Source organism: Actinoplanes sp. HUAS TT8 (assembly GCF_051380535.1).
In the GTDB taxonomy this organism is placed as follows: domain Bacteria; phylum Actinomycetota; class Actinomycetes; order Mycobacteriales; family Micromonosporaceae; genus Actinoplanes.
In genome coordinates this window covers 10,027,838-10,046,272 of sequence record NZ_CP195646.1, presented here as the reverse complement: position 1 = coordinate 10,046,272, position 18,435 = coordinate 10,027,838, and the positions used below count along the sequence as shown (strand labels likewise).

The 18,435-nt window shown below is 69.3% G+C and carries 16 protein-coding genes and 1 pseudogene; 8 read left to right on the top strand and 9 right to left on the bottom strand.

All coding sequences use genetic code 11. From position 1 onward, the window contains the following. Nucleotides 1–70 precede the first annotated feature (70 nt). Nucleotides 71–1,489 (bottom strand): PhoH family protein, encoded by a 1,419-nt coding sequence (locus ACSHV8_RS44845; RefSeq protein ID WP_436526387.1) that lies wholly within the window; start codon nt 1,487–1,489, stop codon nt 71–73. A gap of 272 nt (nt 1,490–1,761) precedes the next feature. Between ACSHV8_RS44845 and otsB the strand changes: the two genes are divergently transcribed. After that, complete coding sequence (gene otsB / locus ACSHV8_RS44840) at nt 1,762–2,568, top strand: trehalose-phosphatase (protein ID WP_436526385.1); 807 nt, start codon at nt 1,762–1,764, stop codon at nt 2,566–2,568. A 300-nt stretch (nt 2,569–2,868) separates the two neighbouring features. On the opposite strand, the gene ACSHV8_RS44835 is transcribed toward otsB, so the two are convergent. Then, nucleotides 2,869–3,639 carry an isoprenyl transferase gene (locus ACSHV8_RS44835; RefSeq protein WP_436526383.1) on the bottom strand — a complete coding sequence of 257 codons (771 nt, stop codon included), beginning with the start codon at nt 3,637–3,639 and terminating at the stop codon, nt 2,869–2,871. Between the two features lie 193 nt (nt 3,640–3,832). Beyond that, a complete protein-coding gene (locus ACSHV8_RS44830; protein WP_436526381.1) occupies nt 3,833–5,638 on the bottom strand; it encodes a phosphoenolpyruvate carboxykinase (GTP) in 1,806 nt (601 codons plus the stop codon). Between the two features lie 300 nt (nt 5,639–5,938). On the opposite strand from ACSHV8_RS44830, the gene ACSHV8_RS44825 reads away from it, so the two are divergent. The 3 genes from ACSHV8_RS44825 to ACSHV8_RS44815 are packed head-to-tail and all read left to right on the top strand — an operon-like array spanning nt 5,939 to nt 7,848. Beyond that, on the top strand, nt 5,939–6,703 hold the full coding sequence (locus ACSHV8_RS44825; protein ID WP_436526379.1) for a sigma-70 family RNA polymerase sigma factor: 765 nt from the start codon (nt 5,939–5,941) through the stop codon (nt 6,701–6,703). A 52-nt stretch (nt 6,704–6,755) separates the two neighbouring features. Next, complete coding sequence (locus ACSHV8_RS44820; protein WP_436526378.1) at nt 6,756–7,259, top strand: GtrA family protein; 504 nt, start codon at nt 6,756–6,758, stop codon at nt 7,257–7,259. A gap of 37 nt (nt 7,260–7,296) precedes the next feature. Next, the gene (locus ACSHV8_RS44815; protein WP_436526376.1) at nt 7,297–7,848 is read left to right on the top strand and encodes a GtrA family protein; all 552 of its coding nucleotides are present in this window, start codon (nt 7,297–7,299) and stop codon (nt 7,846–7,848) included. Here the strand turns inward: ACSHV8_RS44815 and ACSHV8_RS44810 are convergent. From ACSHV8_RS44810 to ACSHV8_RS44800, 3 genes are all read right to left on the bottom strand, one after another. Further along, on the bottom strand, nt 7,787–8,362 hold the full coding sequence (locus ACSHV8_RS44810; RefSeq protein WP_436526374.1) for a PH domain-containing protein: 576 nt from the start codon (nt 8,360–8,362) through the stop codon (nt 7,787–7,789). The genes ACSHV8_RS44815 and ACSHV8_RS44810 overlap by 62 nt on opposite strands. 4 nt (nt 8,363–8,366) lie before the next feature. Further along, a complete protein-coding gene (locus ACSHV8_RS44805; RefSeq protein ID WP_436526372.1) occupies nt 8,367–9,221 on the bottom strand; it encodes a biotin--[acetyl-CoA-carboxylase] ligase in 855 nt (284 codons plus the stop codon). Between the two features lie 82 nt (nt 9,222–9,303). Beyond that, entirely contained in the window at nt 9,304–10,341 is a 1,038-nt protein-coding gene (locus tag ACSHV8_RS44800) for a hypothetical protein (RefSeq protein WP_436526370.1), read from the bottom strand. 120 nt (nt 10,342–10,461) lie between these two features. On the opposite strand from ACSHV8_RS44800, the gene ACSHV8_RS44795 reads away from it, so the two are divergent. Then, nucleotides 10,462–12,033: an acyl-CoA carboxylase subunit beta gene (locus ACSHV8_RS44795; RefSeq protein ID WP_436526368.1), complete on the top strand. Its 1,572-nt coding sequence runs from the start codon at nt 10,462–10,464 to the stop codon at nt 12,031–12,033. 131 nt (nt 12,034–12,164) lie between these two features. Here the strand turns inward: ACSHV8_RS44795 and ACSHV8_RS44790 are convergent, their stop codons facing one another. The 3 genes and pseudogenes from ACSHV8_RS44790 to ACSHV8_RS44780 all read right to left on the bottom strand — a co-directional run. After that, complete coding sequence (locus tag ACSHV8_RS44790; protein ID WP_436526366.1) at nt 12,165–12,899, bottom strand: M50 family metallopeptidase; 735 nt, start codon at nt 12,897–12,899, stop codon at nt 12,165–12,167. Between the two features lie 126 nt (nt 12,900–13,025). After that, nucleotides 13,026–13,238, bottom strand: coding sequence for a hypothetical protein (locus ACSHV8_RS44785; RefSeq protein ID WP_436526364.1), 213 nt, complete (start codon nt 13,236–13,238; stop codon nt 13,026–13,028). A 1,814-nt stretch (nt 13,239–15,052) separates the two neighbouring features. Beyond that, nucleotides 15,053–16,255, bottom strand: a pseudogene (locus ACSHV8_RS44780) (serine/threonine-protein kinase); the annotation flags it as partial. 101 nt (nt 16,256–16,356) lie between these two features. On the opposite strand from ACSHV8_RS44780, the gene ACSHV8_RS44775 reads away from it, so the two are divergent. The 3 genes from ACSHV8_RS44775 (at nt 16,357) to ACSHV8_RS44765 (ending at nt 18,428) form a co-directional block, all read left to right on the top strand. After that, nucleotides 16,357–16,557 carry an acyl-CoA carboxylase subunit epsilon gene (locus tag ACSHV8_RS44775; RefSeq protein ID WP_436526362.1) on the top strand — a complete coding sequence of 67 codons (201 nt, stop codon included), beginning with the start codon at nt 16,357–16,359 and terminating at the stop codon, nt 16,555–16,557. 63 nt (nt 16,558–16,620) lie between these two features. Beyond that, nucleotides 16,621–17,121 carry a hypothetical protein gene (locus tag ACSHV8_RS44770; RefSeq protein ID WP_436526360.1) on the top strand — a complete coding sequence of 167 codons (501 nt, stop codon included), beginning with the start codon at nt 16,621–16,623 and terminating at the stop codon, nt 17,119–17,121. Then, on the top strand, nt 17,121–18,428 hold the full coding sequence (locus ACSHV8_RS44765) for a hypothetical protein (RefSeq protein WP_436526358.1): 1,308 nt from the start codon (nt 17,121–17,123) through the stop codon (nt 18,426–18,428). The genes ACSHV8_RS44770 and ACSHV8_RS44765 overlap by 1 nt, the downstream gene beginning before the upstream one ends. The last annotated feature ends 7 nt before the right edge of the window (nt 18,429–18,435 follow it).

Below are 18,435 nucleotides of genomic sequence, written 5' to 3'. Positions count from 1 at the left end.
GCGCGGATCTGTGACTTTAGTCACCGACTTTTTCCCTACAATCGGGACAAAGATCCGCGCTGGCGTCACCTCACAGGGGGATGTCCTCCAACAGATCCGTAACCACCTCGGCGATCGGCGAACGCTCCGAACGGGTGAGCGTGACGTGGGCGAAGATCGGATGCCCCTTCAGCGCCTCGATCACCGCGGTGACACCGTCGTGCCGGCCGACCCGCAGGTTGTCCCGCTGGGCGACGTCGTGGGTCAGGATCACCCGCGAGTTCTGCCCGATGCGGGACAGGACGGTGAGCAGCACGTTGCGTTCCAGCGACTGGGCCTCGTCGACGATGACGAACGCGTCGTGCAGGCTGCGACCGCGGATGTGGGTCAGCGGCAGCACCTCGAGCAGGCCGCGGGCCATCACCTCGTCGACCACGTTCGCGTGCACCACGGCGCCGAGCGTGTCGAAGACGGCCTGCGCCCAGGGCGACATCTTCTCCGACTCGCTGCCGGGCAGGTAGCCGAGCTCCTGGCCGCCCACCGCGTAGAGCGGCCGGAAGACGATCACCTTCTTGTGGCGGTTGCGCTCCATCGTCGCCTCCAGGCCGGCACAGAGCGCCAGCGCGGACTTGCCGGTGCCGGCCTTGCCGCCGAGCGACACGATCCCGATCTGCTCGTCCAGCAGGATGTCCAGGGCGATCCGCTGCTCGGCCGAGCGGCCCCGCAGCCCGAACGCGTCCCGGTCCCCGCGGACCAGCTTCACCGTCTTGTCCGGGGTGACCCGGCCCAGGGCCGACCCGCGCGGCGAGTGGATCACCAGGCCGGTGTGGCAGGGCAGGTTCTCGGCCGTCTCGACCTCGAGCTCGTCACCGGAGTAGAGCGCGCTGACCTGGTCCTCGCCGAGCTCCAGGTCGGCCATGCCGGTCCAGGTGGGGTCGCTGGCCTGACCGTGCCGGTACTCGTCGGCGGTCAGACCGACCGAGGCGGCCTTCACCCGCAGCGGCATGTCCTTGCTGACCAGCGTGACGTCGCGGCCCTCAGCGGCCAGCCCGAGCGCCACCGAGAGGATCCGGGTGTCGTTCGAGTCGTTGCGGAAGCCCTGCGGGAGCACGCTCTGGTCGGCGTGGTTCAGCTCGACGCGCAGCGTGCCGCCCTCGTCGTTGCAGAGCACCGGCCGGTCGAGCCGCCCGAACTTGATCCGCAACTCGTCCAGCGTCCGCAGGGACTGCCGGGCGAACCAGCCGAGCTCGGGGTGGTGACGTTTGTCCTCCAGTTCGGAGATGACCACGAGGGGAACGATCACCTCGTGGTCGGTGAACCGGCGGAACGCCGCCGGGTCGGACAGCAGGACCGAGGTGTCCAGGACGAAGACCTTGCCGGCCGGGGCCGGCTCGGCGTCGGCGTGCCGGTCCCGCACCTTGCGGCGCGGCGTCGTGGCACGAGTCCTGGTGACCTTGTCGGCCGGGTCGGAAGAAGAAGCGACACCGGCATCGGTACGGCGAGATGTCACAGGCCTGCTCCAGCGGGCGTGCAACCCGCCACCCGCGGTCCGCCACCTCCGGCCGCCGGACGTGCACAGGGGCGGATTGCGGGCCCTGTGGCGCACGTAATCGCAGGTCCGGGCCGACCGGCTGGCTCGGGATAACCCCGTGCCATGACACAAACGCTAGCGGTCAACTGCCTCCTGCGGTAGTGCGCAAAATCGGGCACTCGTGGGTGACGCTCGCCCCACGCGAATTCCGCCGGGCATAAAAGGACACCCGCCGCGGGTAGTCTGACGGCGTGGCACAGACCGAAGGTCAAACCCATCCCGCCAGCGCTGACGACGCTTGGGCACGCACCGCCCGCCACGCGTCGCGGACGACGTTCTTCTTCGATTTCGACGGCGTTCTCTCACCGATCACGAAGACGCCGGGCGAGTCACAACCTGTGGCCGCGGTGCCCGCCGTTCTGGAACGACTGGCCACCAAGGTCGGCCGGGTGGCGATCGTCTCAGCCCGTCCGGTCGACTTCCTCCGCGGCCGTTTCCCCACCCTGACCCACGTCGACTTCTACGGCCTCTACGGCCTGGAGATGCTGCACGAGGGCGAGGTCGTCACCAAGCCCGCCGCGGTGGAGTTCGCCGAGCCCATGCGCGCTCTGGCCGCCGAGGCCCGCCAGGTCTTCGCCGAGCCGGTCGATGTGGAATACAAACGGCTCTCGGTCGCCCTGCACTTCCGCCGGTGCCCGGAGCGGGCCCCCGAGGTCGAGCAGTGGGCCCGCGAGCGCGCCCTCAGCCAGGGCCTGAAGATCCAGGGCGGCCGCATGGTCGTCGAGCTCAAGCCCCCGGTCGACCAGGACAAGGGCATGGTCATCACCGAGGCCGTGCAGGATTCCGCCACGGCGTGGTATTTCGGTGACGACATGTCGGACATCCGGGCGTTCGAGGCGTTGCGGGCGCGCGAGTCGGTCGACCCCGACTTCTTCGGCATGGCGGTCGCGGTGGCCAACGACGAGACCGGCGCCGAGGTCTCCGACGCGGCCGACCTCACCCTGGCCTCGCCCGAGGCCGTCGCCAAATTCGTCAACGACGGCATCAACCGCTTCTAAGACAATTATTCGGTACGTCGTGAGCCCGGTCCCGTCGGTGCGCGCGCGACGTCCGCCCGTCCCCGGGCCGCCGCGCGACTCACCGTGCCGGCTGGTCCTCACGGCTGTATCAGAGCGGTTGATACAGCCGTGAGAGCCAGCCGGGGCCGGGACGCGCGCAGCGGGCCCGGTGCACGGCGAGGGTCGCGCGGGTTCCGCACGGGACGCGGCCGGCCGGACCGGTGCGGCTCGGGACGGGCTCCGCACGAGATGCGGCGGAGCCTGGCCACGGGCGGCTCACGACGTACCCAATAAGCGGTTTTATGCCCCGTAGCGACGCTGGCGGCTGGCGTAGGAGCGCAGCGCGCGCAGGAAATCGATGCGGCGGAAGTCGGGCCAGTTGGCGTCGTGGAAGTAGAACTCCGAGTGCGCCGACTGCCAGAGCAGGAAGCCGGACAGCCGCTGCTCGCCGCTGGTGCGGATGACCAGGTCGGGGTCGGGCTGGCCGCGGGTGTAGAGGTGCTCGGCGATGTGCTCGACGTCCAGGATCTCGGCCAGCTCCTCGAGCGTGCCGCCGGACGCGGCGTGCTGCTGCAGCAGGGAGCGCACGGCGTCGGTGATCTCGCGCCGGCCGCCGTAGCCGACCGCCATGTTGACCTCGACGCCGCCGGAACGGTCCTGGGTCTTCTCCTGTGCGGCCTTGAGCGTCGCGGCCGTGCCGGCGGGCAGGATGTCGAGCGCGCCGACCATGCGCAGGCGCCAGGGGTTGCCCTCCTCGGCCAGCTCGGTCGCCAGATCCTCGATGATCTTCACCAGTGGATCCAGCTCGGCGGCCGGGCGCTGCAGGTTGTCGGTGGCCAGCAGATAGAGGGTGACGTGCTCGATCCCGGCCTGGTCACACCAGGTGAGCAGGTCCTTGACCCGGACGGCGCCGACGCGGTGGCCGTCGTTCGGGTCGACGAAACCCATCTCCCGGGCCCAACGGCGGTTGCCGTCGCACATCACGCCGACATGGCGGGGCACCGGCTTGCCGACCAGTTTCCCGGCGAGTCGTCGTTCGTAGAACCTGTAAACCAGCGAGCGCACACTCATCACCGGCAAGGGTAGCCATGTTCACGGCGCACTCAAGCGGTAGCGGTGTGCGGTGGAACCATCCGGGCCTGGATAAACCTGTTCGTGCCACCACCGGGCTGGCCGTCCGGGTGACGCACCTTGTCAAAAGCGTTATAGAAAGGCCGGCCGCGCCCACCCTCGCCGTTGAGGGCGGGCGCGGGCCGAGTCTTGATCAGGCGTCGGCCAGGCGCGCGCGCAGCGCGTCCAGCTCGGCCCAGAGGACGGCCGGCAGCTTGTCGCCGAACTTCTCGAACCACTCGGTGACCTGCGGCAGCTCGGCCAGCCACTCGTCCTTGTCGACCCGCAGCACCGCTTCCAGGTCGTCGTGGTCCAGGTCGAGGCCGGTCAGGTCGAGCGCGGCCGGGGTGGCGACGTGCCCGATCGCGGTCTCGACCGCGTCGGCCTTGCCGTCGAGCCGCTCGACGACCCACTTGAGGACCCGGCTGTTCTCGCCGAATCCGGGCCAGAGGAACCGGCCGTCGTCGCCGCGGCGGAACCAGTTCACGTAGAAGACCTTGGGCAGCTTGGACGCGTCGCCGGAGGCGCCCTTGGCCATGTCGATCCAGTGCTGGAAGTAGTCACCGGCGTGGTAGCCGATGAACGGCAGCATGGCCATCGGGTCGCGGCGGACCACGCCGACCTGGCCGACCGCGGCCGCGGTGGTCTCGCTGGACAGGGTCGCGCCCATGTACACGCCGTGCACCCAGTCGCGGGCCTCGGTGACCAGCGGGATCGTGGTCTTGCGGCGCCCGCCGAACAGGATCGCGTCGATCGGCACGCCGCGCGGGTCGTGGTACTCGTCGGCCAGGATCGGGCACTGCTCGATCGGCGTGCAGAACCGGCTGTTCGGGTGGCTCGACGGCGCCTCCGACTCCGGCGTCCAGTCCTGGTTCTTCCAGTCGGTGAGGTGCGCGGGCGGCTCGCCCATGCCCTCCCACCAGATGTCGCCGTCGTCGGTCAGGGCCACGTTGGTGAAGACCGAGTTGCCCTTGGCCAGCGTGCGCATCGCGTTCGGGTTGGTGTGGAAGTCGGTGCCGGGCGCGACGCCGAACAGCCCGAACTCCGGGTTGGTGGCCCAGAGCCGGCCGTCCTCACCGAAGCGCATCCAGGCGATGTCGTCGCCGACGGTCTCGACCTTCCAGCCGGCCAGGGTCGGTTCGAGCATGGCCAGGTTGGTCTTGCCGCAGGCCGACGGGAACGCGCCGGCGATGTAGCGGACGACGCCCTCGGGCGAGGTCAGCTTCATGATCAGCATGTGCTCGGCCAGCCAGCCCTCGTCGCGGGCGGCCACGCTGGCGATGCGCAGCGCGTAGCACTTCTTGCCGAGCAGCGAGTTGCCGCCGTAGCCGGAGCCGAAGGACCAGATCTCCCGGGTCTCCGGGAAGTGCGAGATGTACTTCGTCTCGTTGCACGGCCAGGCGACGTCCTGCTCGTGCTTGCCGAGCGGCGCACCGATCGAGTGCAGGCACGGCACGTAGTCCGCGTCGTCGCCCATCGCGCTCAGGACCTCGGCCCCCATCCGGGTCATGATGCGCATGCTGGCCACGACGTACGGGCTGTCGGTCAGCTCCACGCCGAACATCGGGTTCTCGGCGTCGAGCGGGCCCATGCAGAACGGGACGACGTACATCGTCCGGCCCTTCATCGACCCCCGGTACAGCTCCGTCATCAGGGTCTTCATCTCGGCCGGGGCCATCCAGTTGTTGGTGGGCCCGGCGTCGGCCTCGTCGACCGAGCAGATGTACGTGCGTTCCTCGACCCGCGCCACGTCGGACGGCGACGTGCGAGCCCAGAACGAGTTCGGCTTCTTCTCCGGGTCGAGCCGGACCAGGGCGCCGGACTCGACGAGCTCGTCGGTCAGCCGGGCCCACTCGGCGTCCGAACCGTCGCACCAGACGATCCGGTCGGGCGTTGTCAGAGCGGCGACCTCGTCGATCCACGCCAGCAGACGCGGGTGCGAGGTGTGGGGGTGAGACAAAGTGAAGCTCCTTCGGTCGGCACTGACCAATGACAGACCGGCCGGAGAAATCCGGCTGTTGTCATGGGAGTCACATCAGGTTAAGCCCCGCGCCCGTGCAGTTCATCGGCTGAACCTGTGGACAACCGCACAATCTTTGGTTGCGGTGCGCAATGACGATTGATTCTTCGCCGCAAAGCGCACGAGCGCGCAATCGGGCCAGCCACACCGTCACTCTCGACAACTTTCACAAAAGGGACATAGCGCCGTACACTTTCACCTAATCGGGCTTTCCTCGCAGTTCCTGCCACAGGAGGCGGAATGACGACCCCGGGCAACGACGTGGACTCGGACACGGATCTACTCGCCGCCGTCCGGGCCGGCGACACTGCCGCCTACGGGACGCTCTACGAGCGTCACCGGGCGGCGGCTCGGCTCTTCGCGTACGGCCTGGCCCGTGACCCGGCCGACGCCGACGACCTGGTCGCCGAGACGTTCGCCAAGGTGTTCGCGTCGCTGCGGGCCGGTCGCGGCCCTCTTGTCGCGTTCCGCGCCTACCTGCACACCACCATGCGGCACGTCTGCTACCAGCGCGCCCGCTCGGACCGGCGGCTCGAGTTCACCGACGACCTGAGCCGCTACGACGCCGGCGAGCCGTTCACCGACCCGGCGCTGGACCAGCTGGAACGCAGCTTCGCGGCGGCCGCCTTCCGGCAGCTCCCGCCGCGCTGGCGCGACGTGCTCTGGCAGACCGAGGTGGAGGGCAGCACCCCGGCCGAGCTCGCCCCGCTGATGGGCCTGACCCCGAACGCGGTCGCCGTCCTGGCCCACCGCGCGCGGGAGGGGCTGCGCAGCCTCTATCTGCAGCAGCACGTCACCGCGGCCGAGCACCCGGAGTGCCGGTGGGCCGGCGACCGGCTGGGCCCGCAGGTCCGCGGCCGGCTCGCCCCGCGTGACGCGCACCGGATGCGCACCCACCTCGGCCGCTGCGCCGAGTGCCGGGGGCGGCTGGCCGAGATCCGCGAGATCGACGGATTCCGTCACGGGCCGTACCGGCAGCGTCACCATGCCGGCACCGCTGGTTGAGACTGTGCAACGGGGTCAGCGAGGAGTGCCCGGCGACGGTACATTCGGTCCCGTGCCCCCACCCTCGCCGCGGCCTGCCGGAGTGCGTGCCCGGTTACGTGCCCTGGCGCGGGAGGCGAGCAAGTTCGGGGTGGTCGGGGCGGTCGCGTTCAGCGTCGACCTGGTCATCTTCAATCTGCTGCGCAACGACGACATCGAGACCCTGACGGCCAAGACGATCTCCACGATCGTGGCCACCACCCTGGCCTTCGCCGGTAACCGGTTCTGGACGTGGCGCGACGAGGCGCACACCCACATGGCCCGGCAGTACACGACGTTCTTCGTGCTGAACGCGATCGGCCTGGGCATCGCCCTGTCCTGTCTGGCGATCAGTCACTACGGGCTCGGCCACTTCTGGCCGGCCCTGCGCAGCCAGACCGCCGACAACATCGCGGGGCAGCTGGTCGGCACCGCGATCGGTACCATCTTCCGCTTCTGGTCCTACCGGAAGTTCGTTTTCCGGGCCGACACGGGCCGGACCCCCGGTGTGACATCGTCGTCACCCACACTTCCGTGATTCGGCATTACCCCTCTCGCCCCCGTAAGGTTGCCCAATGCCTTCCGCTCTACCCCTGACGGAACGCCTGCGCCGTCTCGCTCCGGAAGCTGTCGCCTTCGCCATCATCGGAGCCGGAAACACCCTGCTCTACCTGGCGATCACCGCCGTCGCGCTGCCCATCGGCGCGGTCAAGGCGAGCATCATCGCCACCGTCGTCACCACGACCCTGGCGTATCTGGCGAACCGCTACTGGACCTACCGGCACCACACGCGCACCGCGCTCCGCCGGGAGTACGCGCTGTTCTTCGGCTTCAACCTCGTCGGCATGGTCATCCAGTCCGGCCTGGTCGCGGTCGGGAAGTACGGTTTCGGCCTCACCGAGGAGAACGACAAGATCGCGTTCCTGGCCGTCACCCTGGTCGGCATCGCCATCGCCACGATCTTCCGCTTCTGGGCCTACCGGACGTTCGTCTTCCTCAAGCCGCCGGTCGACGGCCACGAGGGTGCGATCACCGAGATGGACGCGACCGCCGGGTTCGCCGAGCTCAGCGCGATCGACGTGCCGGGGAGTGCGGCGGAACTGGACGCCGCCCGGCTGAAGAGCTGACCTCTTCCTCGTCCTCTTCGTCCTCGTCGTCCGGGGCCTGCTCGATCAGCTCGTACAGCGTGGTCTGCACCTGCTGCGCGCGCGGGACCCCGGCCAGCCGGGCACTCTGCTCGCCGATCGAATCGATCACCAGGGTGCCCGTGCCGAACATCCGGTCCAGCAACGACTGGGTCAGCGCGTGATCGTTGACCCGGTTCAGCGGCAGGTCCCGCCGCTCGCGGACGAGCAGGCCGCGCTGGGTCAGCAGGCGCTCGGTGGTGATCACCCAGTGAGTGCCGCGCCACTGCGCGAGCGGGACGATCCCGTACCGAATGCCGTGGTAAAGCATGATGGCGGCGACCAATCCGAGACCGATCCGGCCGCCCTCGTTCTCCGGCAGCAGCACCCAGGCCATGATCGTGCCGGCCACGGTCAACGCGACCACCAGGGCCGGGCCGACCACCGATTTGCCGTGCGGGCGCAGGTGGAGGACAAGCTCCTCCTGCTCCGCGAGAACTTCCGCCGGGAACGCCACGCGGTCAGCGTACGTGCAGAACATCACCCGCTGAGACGCGATGTTCACTGCCTTCCACCGTACGGACCACGAGTTGCCCGTCCCGGTCCACGGTGGTCGCCTCGCCGGTGAGCTCGCCGCCCCCGGGCAGCAGCACCCGCACGTCCCGGCCGATCGTCGAGCACAGCCGCCGATACTCCCCCAGCAGGCCACACATCTCGGCGTCGCCGCCCGCCTCGCGCCAGCCGCCGTACCAGCGCTCCAGCCCGCGCAGCAGAGCGCGCAGCAGCGGATCCCGATCCAGACTTTCGGCACCGGCCAGGCGCAGCGAGGTCGCCGGCACGCCGGTGGTCTCCGGCAGTTCCTCGGCGTGCGTGCTCACGTTCAGTCCGATGCCGACCACGATCGCGTCGCCGGCCACCTCGGCCAGGATGCCGGCGCACTTGCGGTCGGCCACCAGCAGGTCGTTCGGCCATTTGAGGGCCGCCTCGACACCGGCCACCCGGGTCACCGCACCGGCCAGGGCGACACCGGCCAGCAGCGGCAACCAGCCGAACGTGCCCGGGTTCGCGGCCGGCCAGTCCCGCTCCGGGACCGGCGTGCCCGGACGCAGCAGGACGGTGAGCGTGAGCCCGGCGCGGGCTGGGCTGAGCCACTGCCGATCCCGCCGGCCACGGCCGGCGACCTGCTGTTCCGCGACGACGACCAGGCCTTCCGGGGTGCCCGCGCGGGCCGCCTCGGCGGCGTCGGCGTTGGTCGAGCTGGTCTCGGCCCGGACGTCGATCCGGGTCCAGAAGCCGCCGGGGTGGACCAGGGCCCGGGTGAGGGCACGCTCGGAGAGCGGCGGTCGGTCCAGATCGGTGTACCCGGAAGCGGCCATTCCGGCAGCCTATGCCCCTTCCCGACCCCGGCCTCCCCTACCCCGGCCCAGCCGGCGCTCCCCTTCGGGTCCCGGGCCGCCCTCAGCGGTGGGGGCCGGCGGCGTGGCGGCTTATGTAGGCGGAGTCCGACTCGATCGCGGCCGGGCGAGGGCGCGGCCGCGGGCGAGGTCCGCGCGGCGATTCCTCACGATCAATTCGGTTTCCCGTACGGTCGTCGCTGCGCCCCTGCTCGTCCCGGGCCGCCCACGAGCGTGGCAGCCGGATCCGGTGATCCGGCGCCGGCGGCCAGTCCGGCACGAGCGTGGTCGGCTCGGCGGCCTGCACCGGGGTCAGATCAAAACCGGTCACCGGCTCGTAGTCGGGGACGGACGGGAGGCGTTCCACCGGAACCGGCCAGCCGTACCCGCGGGCCGACGGCTCCGGATCGACGTAAAGATCGTCCGGCACCGGCGTCCAGTAGTCACCGGACGGCGGCCGGTCGTCCAGCTCGGGATAGCGGGGACGCACCCATCCGTCGATCCGGTCGCCGTAGCCCCGGTCCGAGCGATCGATCGGCGCCGGGCGGGGCGGCGGGCCGTCGTACACCTCATCGTTGCCGGTCAGAATCCAGTCGTCCTGGTCGGGCTCGCGCTCCGACCGCCAGGCGGTGTTGTCGATGAACCGGGACAACTCGGGTTCCTCCTGGTAGTCGTAGTCGCGCTCGCCGTCGAAGACCTCGTCGGGCAGGTCCTCGCGGTGCCACGACTGCTCTTCGCGCTGCTCGTCAAACTGCTCTTCACGTCGCGGCCGGCGCTGCGACGGCTGCTCGCGCCGCGGCTGCGGCGGTTCGCCGTACTGCGACCGCTCGCCGTGCTGCGACGGCTCGCCGGGCCACGATCGTTCGCCCCGGCGGACCGGCAGCGCTCCGGGATCGCCCTCGCCGACCAGGCCGATCGAGGCCAGGCCGGCCACGCGCCGCGGCGTCGCCGACGTGAGTCGCCGCGGGCGGGGCGGCGGCACCCTGCGGGGCTGGGGCTCGTCCTCGTCTCCGCTACCGAACAGCACGGCGCGGAAACTGATCAGTGTGGCGAGGCCCCCCGCGATGAATGCGAGCCCGGCCGCGGTCATCCAGTTCGTCACGTGAGACGTAACGAATAAGACAAGAGGTGTGAAACGGACGCGTAGCGACGCCCCCTGCGCGCGCCCGGGACGCGGCTACGATCATCGGGAGTGCATCGCCGCCCGTATGTGGAGACCATCGTGACAACGCAGCCCGACATCCACACCACCGCCGGTAAGCTCGCCGACTTCGCGAACCGGTCCGAGGAGGCGGTCCACGCGGCTTCCGCGCGTGCCGTCGAGAAGCAGCACGCCCGCGGCAAGAAAACCGCACGGGAACGCATCGAGCTGCTGCTCGACAAGGACTCGTTCGTCGAACTCGACGAACTGGCCCGGCACCGCTCCACCGCCTTCGGCCTGGACAAGAACCGGCCCTACGGCGACGGCGTGGTCACCGGCCACGGCACCGTCGACGGCCGCCAGGTCTGCGTCTTCTCACAGGACTTCACCATCTTCGGCGGCTCCCTCGGCGAAGTCTTCGGCGAAAAAATCGTCAAAGTCCTCGACCTCGCCATGAAGATCGGCTGCCCGATCATCGGCATCAACGACTCCGGCGGCGCCCGCATCCAGGAAGGCGTCGTCGCCCTCGGCCTCTACGCCGACATCTTCTTCCGCAACGTCCGCGCCAGCGGCGTCATCCCACAGATCTCCCTGATCATGGGCCCCTGCGCCGGCGGCGCCGTCTACTCCCCCGCCATCACCGACTTCACCGTCATGGTCGACCAGACCTCCCACATGTTCATCACCGGACCCGACGTGATCAAAACCGTCACCGGCGAAGAAGTCGGCATGGAAGAACTCGGCGGCGCCCGCACCCACAACACCCGCAGCGGCAACGCCCACTACCTCGCCTCCGACGAAGAAGACGCGATCGACTACGTACGCGCGCTGTTGTCCTATCTTCCGAGCAACAACCTCGACGAGCCGGTCGTCTACGAAGAGGACTCCGACCTCGCCTCCAGCAACGCCGACCTGGCTTTGGACACGCTGGTCCCCGACTCGCCGAACCAGCCCTACGACATCAAGACCGTCGTCGAGACCGTCGTCGAGGACTTCCTCGAAGTGCAGCCGCTCTACGCCCAGAACATCGTCGTCGGCTTCGGCCGCGTCGAAGGACGACCCGTCGGCGTGGTCGCCAACCAGCCCATGCACTTCGCGGGCACGCTCGACATCGCGGCCAGCGAAAAAGCCGCCCGATTCGTGCGCACCTGCGACGCGTTCAACATCCCGGTCCTGACCTTCGTCGACGTGCCCGGCTTTCTGCCCGGCACCGGACAGGAATGGGACGGCATCATCCGGCGCGGCGCCAAACTGATCTACGCCTACGCCGAGGCCACCGTCCCCAAAGTCACCGTCATCACCCGAAAGGCTTACGGCGGGGCGTACGACGTGATGGGCTCCAAACACATCGGCGCCGACATGAACTTCGCCTGGCCCACCGCGCAGATCGCCGTGATGGGCGCCCAAGGCGCGGTCAACATCCTCTACCGCGGCGAACTGGCGTCGGCTGAAGACCCGGCGGCGCGGCGGGCCGAACTGATCCAGGAATACGAAGACACGCTGGCCAACCCGTACATCGCGGCGGAACGCGGTTATGTGGACGCGGTGATCCGGCCGTCGGACACCCGGGCGCAGGTCACGCGGGCCCTGCGGATGCTGCGCACCAAGCGGGAGACCCTGCCGCCGAAGAAACACGGCAACATTCCGCTCTGACCAAAAATTCGCGGTCCCCGCCGCTCCCAGGGGGGCGTCCCCATGCCATTGTCGCGCGTTTGGCCAAGATCATGCTGATGGCCTGTGGACAACCCCTGGTGTGGATAACCCGCGGCGGGCGGGCGGATCTGCTAGGCGGTGGCCGGCAGCCACTGGCCGGCGAGCAGGAACGCGCCCGTGACCAGGGCGGCCAGGTTGACGACGAGGAAGACGCCGACCCAGAACAGCGCGGGCACATGGGTGATCCGGGCCAACTGGTCGGCGTCCGAGTCACGCATCCGGCCGCGGCTGCGCAGGCTCTGCAGCTCGAAGACCGGCCGCACACCGCCGAAGAGCAAGAACCAGACGCCCGCGTACGCGAAAGCGGACTGCACCTCGGGCGACGCGTACCAGGACACGGCGAACACGATCGCGCCCGTGACCAGCAGCGAGATCACGCCGAACAGGTTCCGGATGTTGATCAGCATGAGCAGCAGCAGGGCCACGGCCAGCCAGAGCAGCAGCGTGATCCGGTTACCGCCGAGCAGCCACGCGCCCAGCACCCCGACCAGGGACGGCGCGATGTAGCCGCCGAGCAGGGTGAGGATCATGCCGATGCCGGTCGGACGGCCCGACGACAGGGTCAGGCCGGACGTGTCGAACTCCAGCCGGATGCCCCGCAGTCGGCGGCCGGTGAGCAGCGCGAACAGGGCGTGGCCGCCCTCGTGCGCGATGGTCACCGCGTTACGGGCCACCCGCCAGGCCGGCCGGAACGCGACCGCGAGGAAGCCGGCCACCGCCGTCAGGGCCACCAGAAGGCCGGGCGGGTCGGGCTGGGCACCCAGCAGCTGGTCCCAGAGGTCGCTCACACCGTCGATCGACAACACGCCCGGGACTGTAGCCGATCTCGCCATGAGTCGCGTCGCACCGGCTGTCGTTCATCGACAGGTACTCATGCTGAGCGGGCTTCGCGGGGCTCGCCCGTACGCGCAAATCGGTTTTGGCTTTGATCTTCAGCGGCGCCGGGCGCTGGCCTTGGCCGGAGTCGGTGCCGGACGGCTGAGGCCGCGGGCCGCGAAGAAGCCGGCGGCCACGACGAGCAGGCCGGCCATGAGCAAAAGCATCGTGACCAGGCCGGCGGCGGTCGTGAGGATCGCGACGTCGGCCAGGGCGATCAGCATCCACAGCGCGAGCGTGGGCTTCCTGCCGTGCGGTCGGCAGTTCATGACGTACCTCCATCCGTGATCCTCACCAACTACCCGCGTCGGCGAGGAATCACGCATGAAGTTCACGTTCCCGGCGTGCCGCCTCAGCCGATCTTGAAACCGGCGAAGACTCCGGCGAGATCCTTCTGCGAGGCATCCCAGTCGTCCTGCATGGTGTACCAGCAGATTTGGTACGTCTTGCCGCCGACGTTGAAGCCCCGGCGCAGGACATGCTGCTTCCCGCCGTTGCTGGTGCTCCGGTAGTAATGCCAGTCGGCCGCGGGCCGGCCCTGGTAGGTGGTCTGTTCCAGGCTGATCTGCTGCTGGAACCCGGACGGGCGCGGACTCAGCGGGAACATCGACGCCGGGTCCTCGTCGCCGTTGTACTGGAAGATGTAGAGCTGCCGGCCGTTCCAATCGGCCTGTTTGCTCCCGCCGTCCCCGTTGCGGACCTCGACGTTCGCCGGAACCGCGATCGAATAGCCGCCCAGCGAGACGGACTTCCAGCCGGCCGGGACGCCGCCGGCGGCAACCGGTGCGCTGGACGCCGCCGCCGACGGCTTGGCCGCCGGGCTGGTGGCGGATCCGCTGTTCGACTGCGCCGGGGCGGTCGAGGACTTGGAGCCGGTCACGACCGGCTTGTCGGTGCCCTGCGAGCCGGTCTGCTTGTCGTCGCCGCCACCGAGCGCCTGCACCAGGATGATGCCGACGAGCAGCACGAACGTCAGGACGATGGAGGCGCCGATGATCGCCTGGCGGCGGGTCAGCGTGGTGCCGAAGATCGTGATGCCGTCGATCGGGCGGACCGTCGGGCGGGTCGGCATCGGGGTCCAGGCCGGACGGCTCGACGGGGCGAACCCGGGAACCGCGGGCTGTCCGTGCAGCGCGGGCTGGCCGTGCATCCCGGGCTGGCCGTGCAGCGCGCCGACGACGCGGGTGGCGCCGTCGTCCGGCACGGCCGAGGCCGGGGAACTCGGGGCGATCGCGGCGAAGTCGACGACCGAGGTCCGGTCCTCGTCCGGGGCCGAGGATGGTCGCTGGCCCGGGGTGAGCGCGGTGGCCGGACGCTGGGGTGTGGTCGTGGGTTTCGCCTCGGCCGCCTGCACCGGCGGCTCCGGCTCCGGGGCCGGCTCGGCCTCGACCGGCTCCGGGGTCTCCGGCGCGGCGGGTTCCTCGGCTGAGGGAGCGTCCTCGGGGCTGTCGGACTGCGCGGTCGCGGACGCCTCGGGGGTGTCCGGCTCGGACTCGGCCGGCTCGGGACTGTCCGATTCGGCCTGGTCGGTTTCGGACTCGCGCGGCTCGGCCTCGTACGTCTCAGTCGTGGTTTTCTCAGCCGCCGCCTCAGCCGGAACGTTCTCGTCGGCCGGGACCGGCGTTGATTCTGACTTTTCCGGCTTCTCGGGCGTGGGCGTCGATTCCGCGGCGGACTCGGCGGCCGGCGTCTCCGCAGGCTGCGACGTGTTTTCGTCCTCGGGGGTCTCCGCGGACGGCTGCACGACCGGGTAGGCGCCGGTGGCGGCGGCCAGGGACGCCTCGTGCTCCGGGGCGGCCTGCTTGCGACGGTTCGCGGCGATGTCAGCGGCCGTGAAACCGACGCGAGCAGTGTTCACCATCGGGGCGGCCGGGTCGATCGGGGTGGCCCGGCCGGGAGTCGAACCCGGACGCGAGTCGCGCGGCGGGGTCGGGGGTGCCTGGCGCTGACCAGCGAGATTGGCCGGAGGCGCCGGCTGCGAACCGGCCGGGCTCTGCGGCGCGGCCGGATTCCCGGGCTGGCGGGAGCCCTGCGGCACGGCCGGACTTCCCGGCTGGCGTGGGCCCTTCGGCTCGTCGCGGACCGCGGGACCGTCGACCTTCGTCGCGTCCAGCGGCTTCTGACCCGGACGGGCCGGGGGCTGCTGAGGCTGCGGATTGCCGACAGTGGCGCGGCCCGGCGCGAAACTCGACCGGCCGACCGGCGGCGCGGGCAGGATCGTGGGACGACCCTGACCGTTATTGCCCACAGCGTTGGGGCCGCTCGACGAACGACCCGGCACGTCGCCCGGACGAGAGCCGGCCGGCGGGCGCGGGGTCGGCACGACCGGCGCGGAACCGGTCGCCGTGACGAAACCACTGCCCGGCAGCACCGGCGGACCACCCGGACCACTCGGCAGCGACGGCCGCTCACGACCCACACCGGGCCGGCGCATGGTCGGGCTCATCGGGAAGCTGATCTTCGAACGGCGCCCGGCCGCCCGGGCCAGCAGGCGCTCAGCCTCATCAGCGTCGATGCGGTGCGCAGGATCTTTCCGCAACAGCCCATTCAGTACGGGCTTGAGCGGTCCCGCATTCCGCGCCTGCGGCACATTCTCGGTGGCGAGCGCGGCCAGCGTGGCGATCGCCGACGGCCGGGCGAACGGGGACTGACCCTCGACCGCCGCGTACAGCGTGGCGCCGAGCGACCACAGGTCGGCGGCCGGGCCGGCCGTCCCGTCCCGGGCGCGCTCGGGAGCGATATACGCCGGAGAGCCCAGGACGAGACCGGTGCGCGTCACGTTCGGGTCACCGGGAACGGTGGCCAGACCGAAATCGGTCAGCACCACGCGGCCGTCGCCACCCATCAGCACGTTGCCCGGCTTGATGTCGCGGTGCACGACACCGGCACGGTGCGCGGCCTTCAACGCGTTCAGCACGCCCAGGCCGATCTCCGCGGTGCGAACCGCGTTGTACGGCCCGTCGGCGGCGAGCGTGTCCTGCAGCGAGCGGGACGGCACATACTCCATGACGATCCACGGGTCGGCGTCCGTCCGTAGCACGTCGAAGACGCGGACCACGTTGATGTTGTTGAGACGGGCGATGGCCCGGGCCTCACGCAGGGAACGCTCGCGCATCTCCTGCCGCTCGGCGGGGGTCAGGCCGGGCGGGGGCACCAGTTCCTTGATGGCGACCTCGCGGTGCAGGACGACATCGGTCGCCCGCCAGACGCGACCCATCCCGCCCTGACCGAGCGGCGCAATGAGCCGGTACCGATCAGCGACAATGAGCGGGGGAGAAGAAGACATCACGCAGAAAATACCTGGTTCTGTCGAGCGGCCGCGAATTGATCAGCCGAGTGTGGGACACGTGTCACCGGAAGCCGGGGCACCCGTCGTACGCTCGGCCAATGAATGAGGAACCGCTGGTCGGAGTCGTACGTGGAAGCCTAGACGATCATGAGCTGGCCGCTCTGGTCGCCATCCTCGCAGTCCGATCCACCTCGGTCAATTCCTCAACCCCGCCTCGGGCCAGCTCAGACTGGATCCGATCAGGGCTTCCGTCGGCCGGCGCGCGCTCCTGGAAGTCGTCCGCCCTCCCCCGCCACTAGTCTGTCCACAGGCTCCTTCCACAGGGGTCGATATAGCGTGACGTGAGCGGTTAGCCTCGCTGCGTGGCTCCCAACGACGACCTCTGGCGCGACGACGGTCACATCTCGGCCGACATCACCGCGATGGAAGACTTCGCCAAAAAACTTCTGGCCGACGTCGACGACCACTACGCGCCGCACGCCGACACCCTGGCGAACCGGATGCTGGCCGGCCTCCCCGAAGCAGACCGCCAATTCGGCGAACTGCACGCCTTCACGACAGTCCTGGCATCGGCCCAAGACACCTGTCAGCAGAACATCTACAACTTCGCCAACGGCACCCACGGGTTCGCGAAGGCTGCTGAACAGGTCAGCGGGATGTATCGGGGGTCGGATGCCTTCGCCCGCGCCCGCCTCAGCGACGTGGAATCGGCGCTGGTGACCGCCGGGCTGCTACCGCCATCCGCGCCCCCGGCACCGCCTCCCACCTCCGCGCCTTCGGATTCCCTGGCCCGCGCCTTCGGCGACAAATCCGTCCCGTTCAACCCGGCGGCGGAACCCTCGCCGCCCAAAGGAGGAGCCTGATGTACGCAGACTTCGACAACGGCGGCGGGACGGACTGGGCACAGAAAACCGTTCCGGAGATGTGGTCCATGCTGGCCGCCCACGACGGAACAGCACACAAAAACCTGCTGCTCACCTGGCTGCAGTCCGCCGAACTGCTGATCGACCACCTCTCCCGGGTGAAGCGATACCGGGACAACCTGGCGGAAGCCTGGCCGCCGGACAAGAGCCGAGCCGCCGAAAAATACCTGGACCGGCTGGACGACCTGATCACCCATCTGAGCAACACCTACCAGGCCACCGTCGAAAACCACCGCGCACTGGGCGCCGCGACCTCCGCGCTGGTCGGGGCCCGGGTGAAGCTGGAGTCGATCTACCGTGCGCACCTGGCGAACCAGCAGGACCTGGAGGCGTACGCCCGGAAATTGCAGGCCAACAAACAGGTCGTCGGCAAATACCGGCTCATCGCCCCCAACCCACCGACGGCGGCGGAGGTTCGGCAGTTCGAGTTGCAGGTGCAGGCTCAGGGGGTGATGTCTGCTTTGAGCACCGACCTGGCCCAGGCCCAGCTAAACATCACCACGCCTCCGCGCTACATTCTTGCAGACAACAGCGAGATTGGAACCCCCTTCGAATTCAACTCGCCATCAGGGCCCGCCACTCATCAATCCAAGAACACTGTTATTGGTCAGCCTTCCGTGGACGGCAGCTCCACAAAAGCAGAGGCGATAACCTCCAGCCCCAATACTTCAACTACGCCCACGCCAAACTCTCCGACGCACGAACCGATAGCATCGACTCCACCGCCGGGCTTATCCACGTCACCTACGCCTGGGCCGATCCTTAGCGAAATCACAGCCCCGGCCCCACCCATAAACCCATCAACGCCACCCGGGAATACGGGAGGATACCCGGCGAGCGGAACTAGCTCGCTGCCAATAACCCCAGTCGCACCAATACCCTCGATACCTGGCACGTCAAAAATTACCCTCGGAGCAACCACGCCTCTGGAGTCGCCGCTCGCCAAAACTCAGGGCTCTTTTCCCGGCGGAGTAATCGGCAATCCTACCGGTACGCGTAGCGCCCAGCCCGGCGCAAGCGCATCCAATCCCCAGCGAATAAATCCCGCAGGTGGCGTTATCGGCCAGCCCGGAACACTTGGAGGACCCATAAGATCGGGTCGGACATCGAAATCATCCGAAGGCAAGGGTAATAGAAACCGCTGGGATCCAGATTACCCGTGGGAAACCGAAGAAGGCGTAGCTCCCGTTCTTCTCCCACCAGAGAAAAGAGACATCGACCCCGGTCCCGCCATTGGGCTTCCATAAGATGATC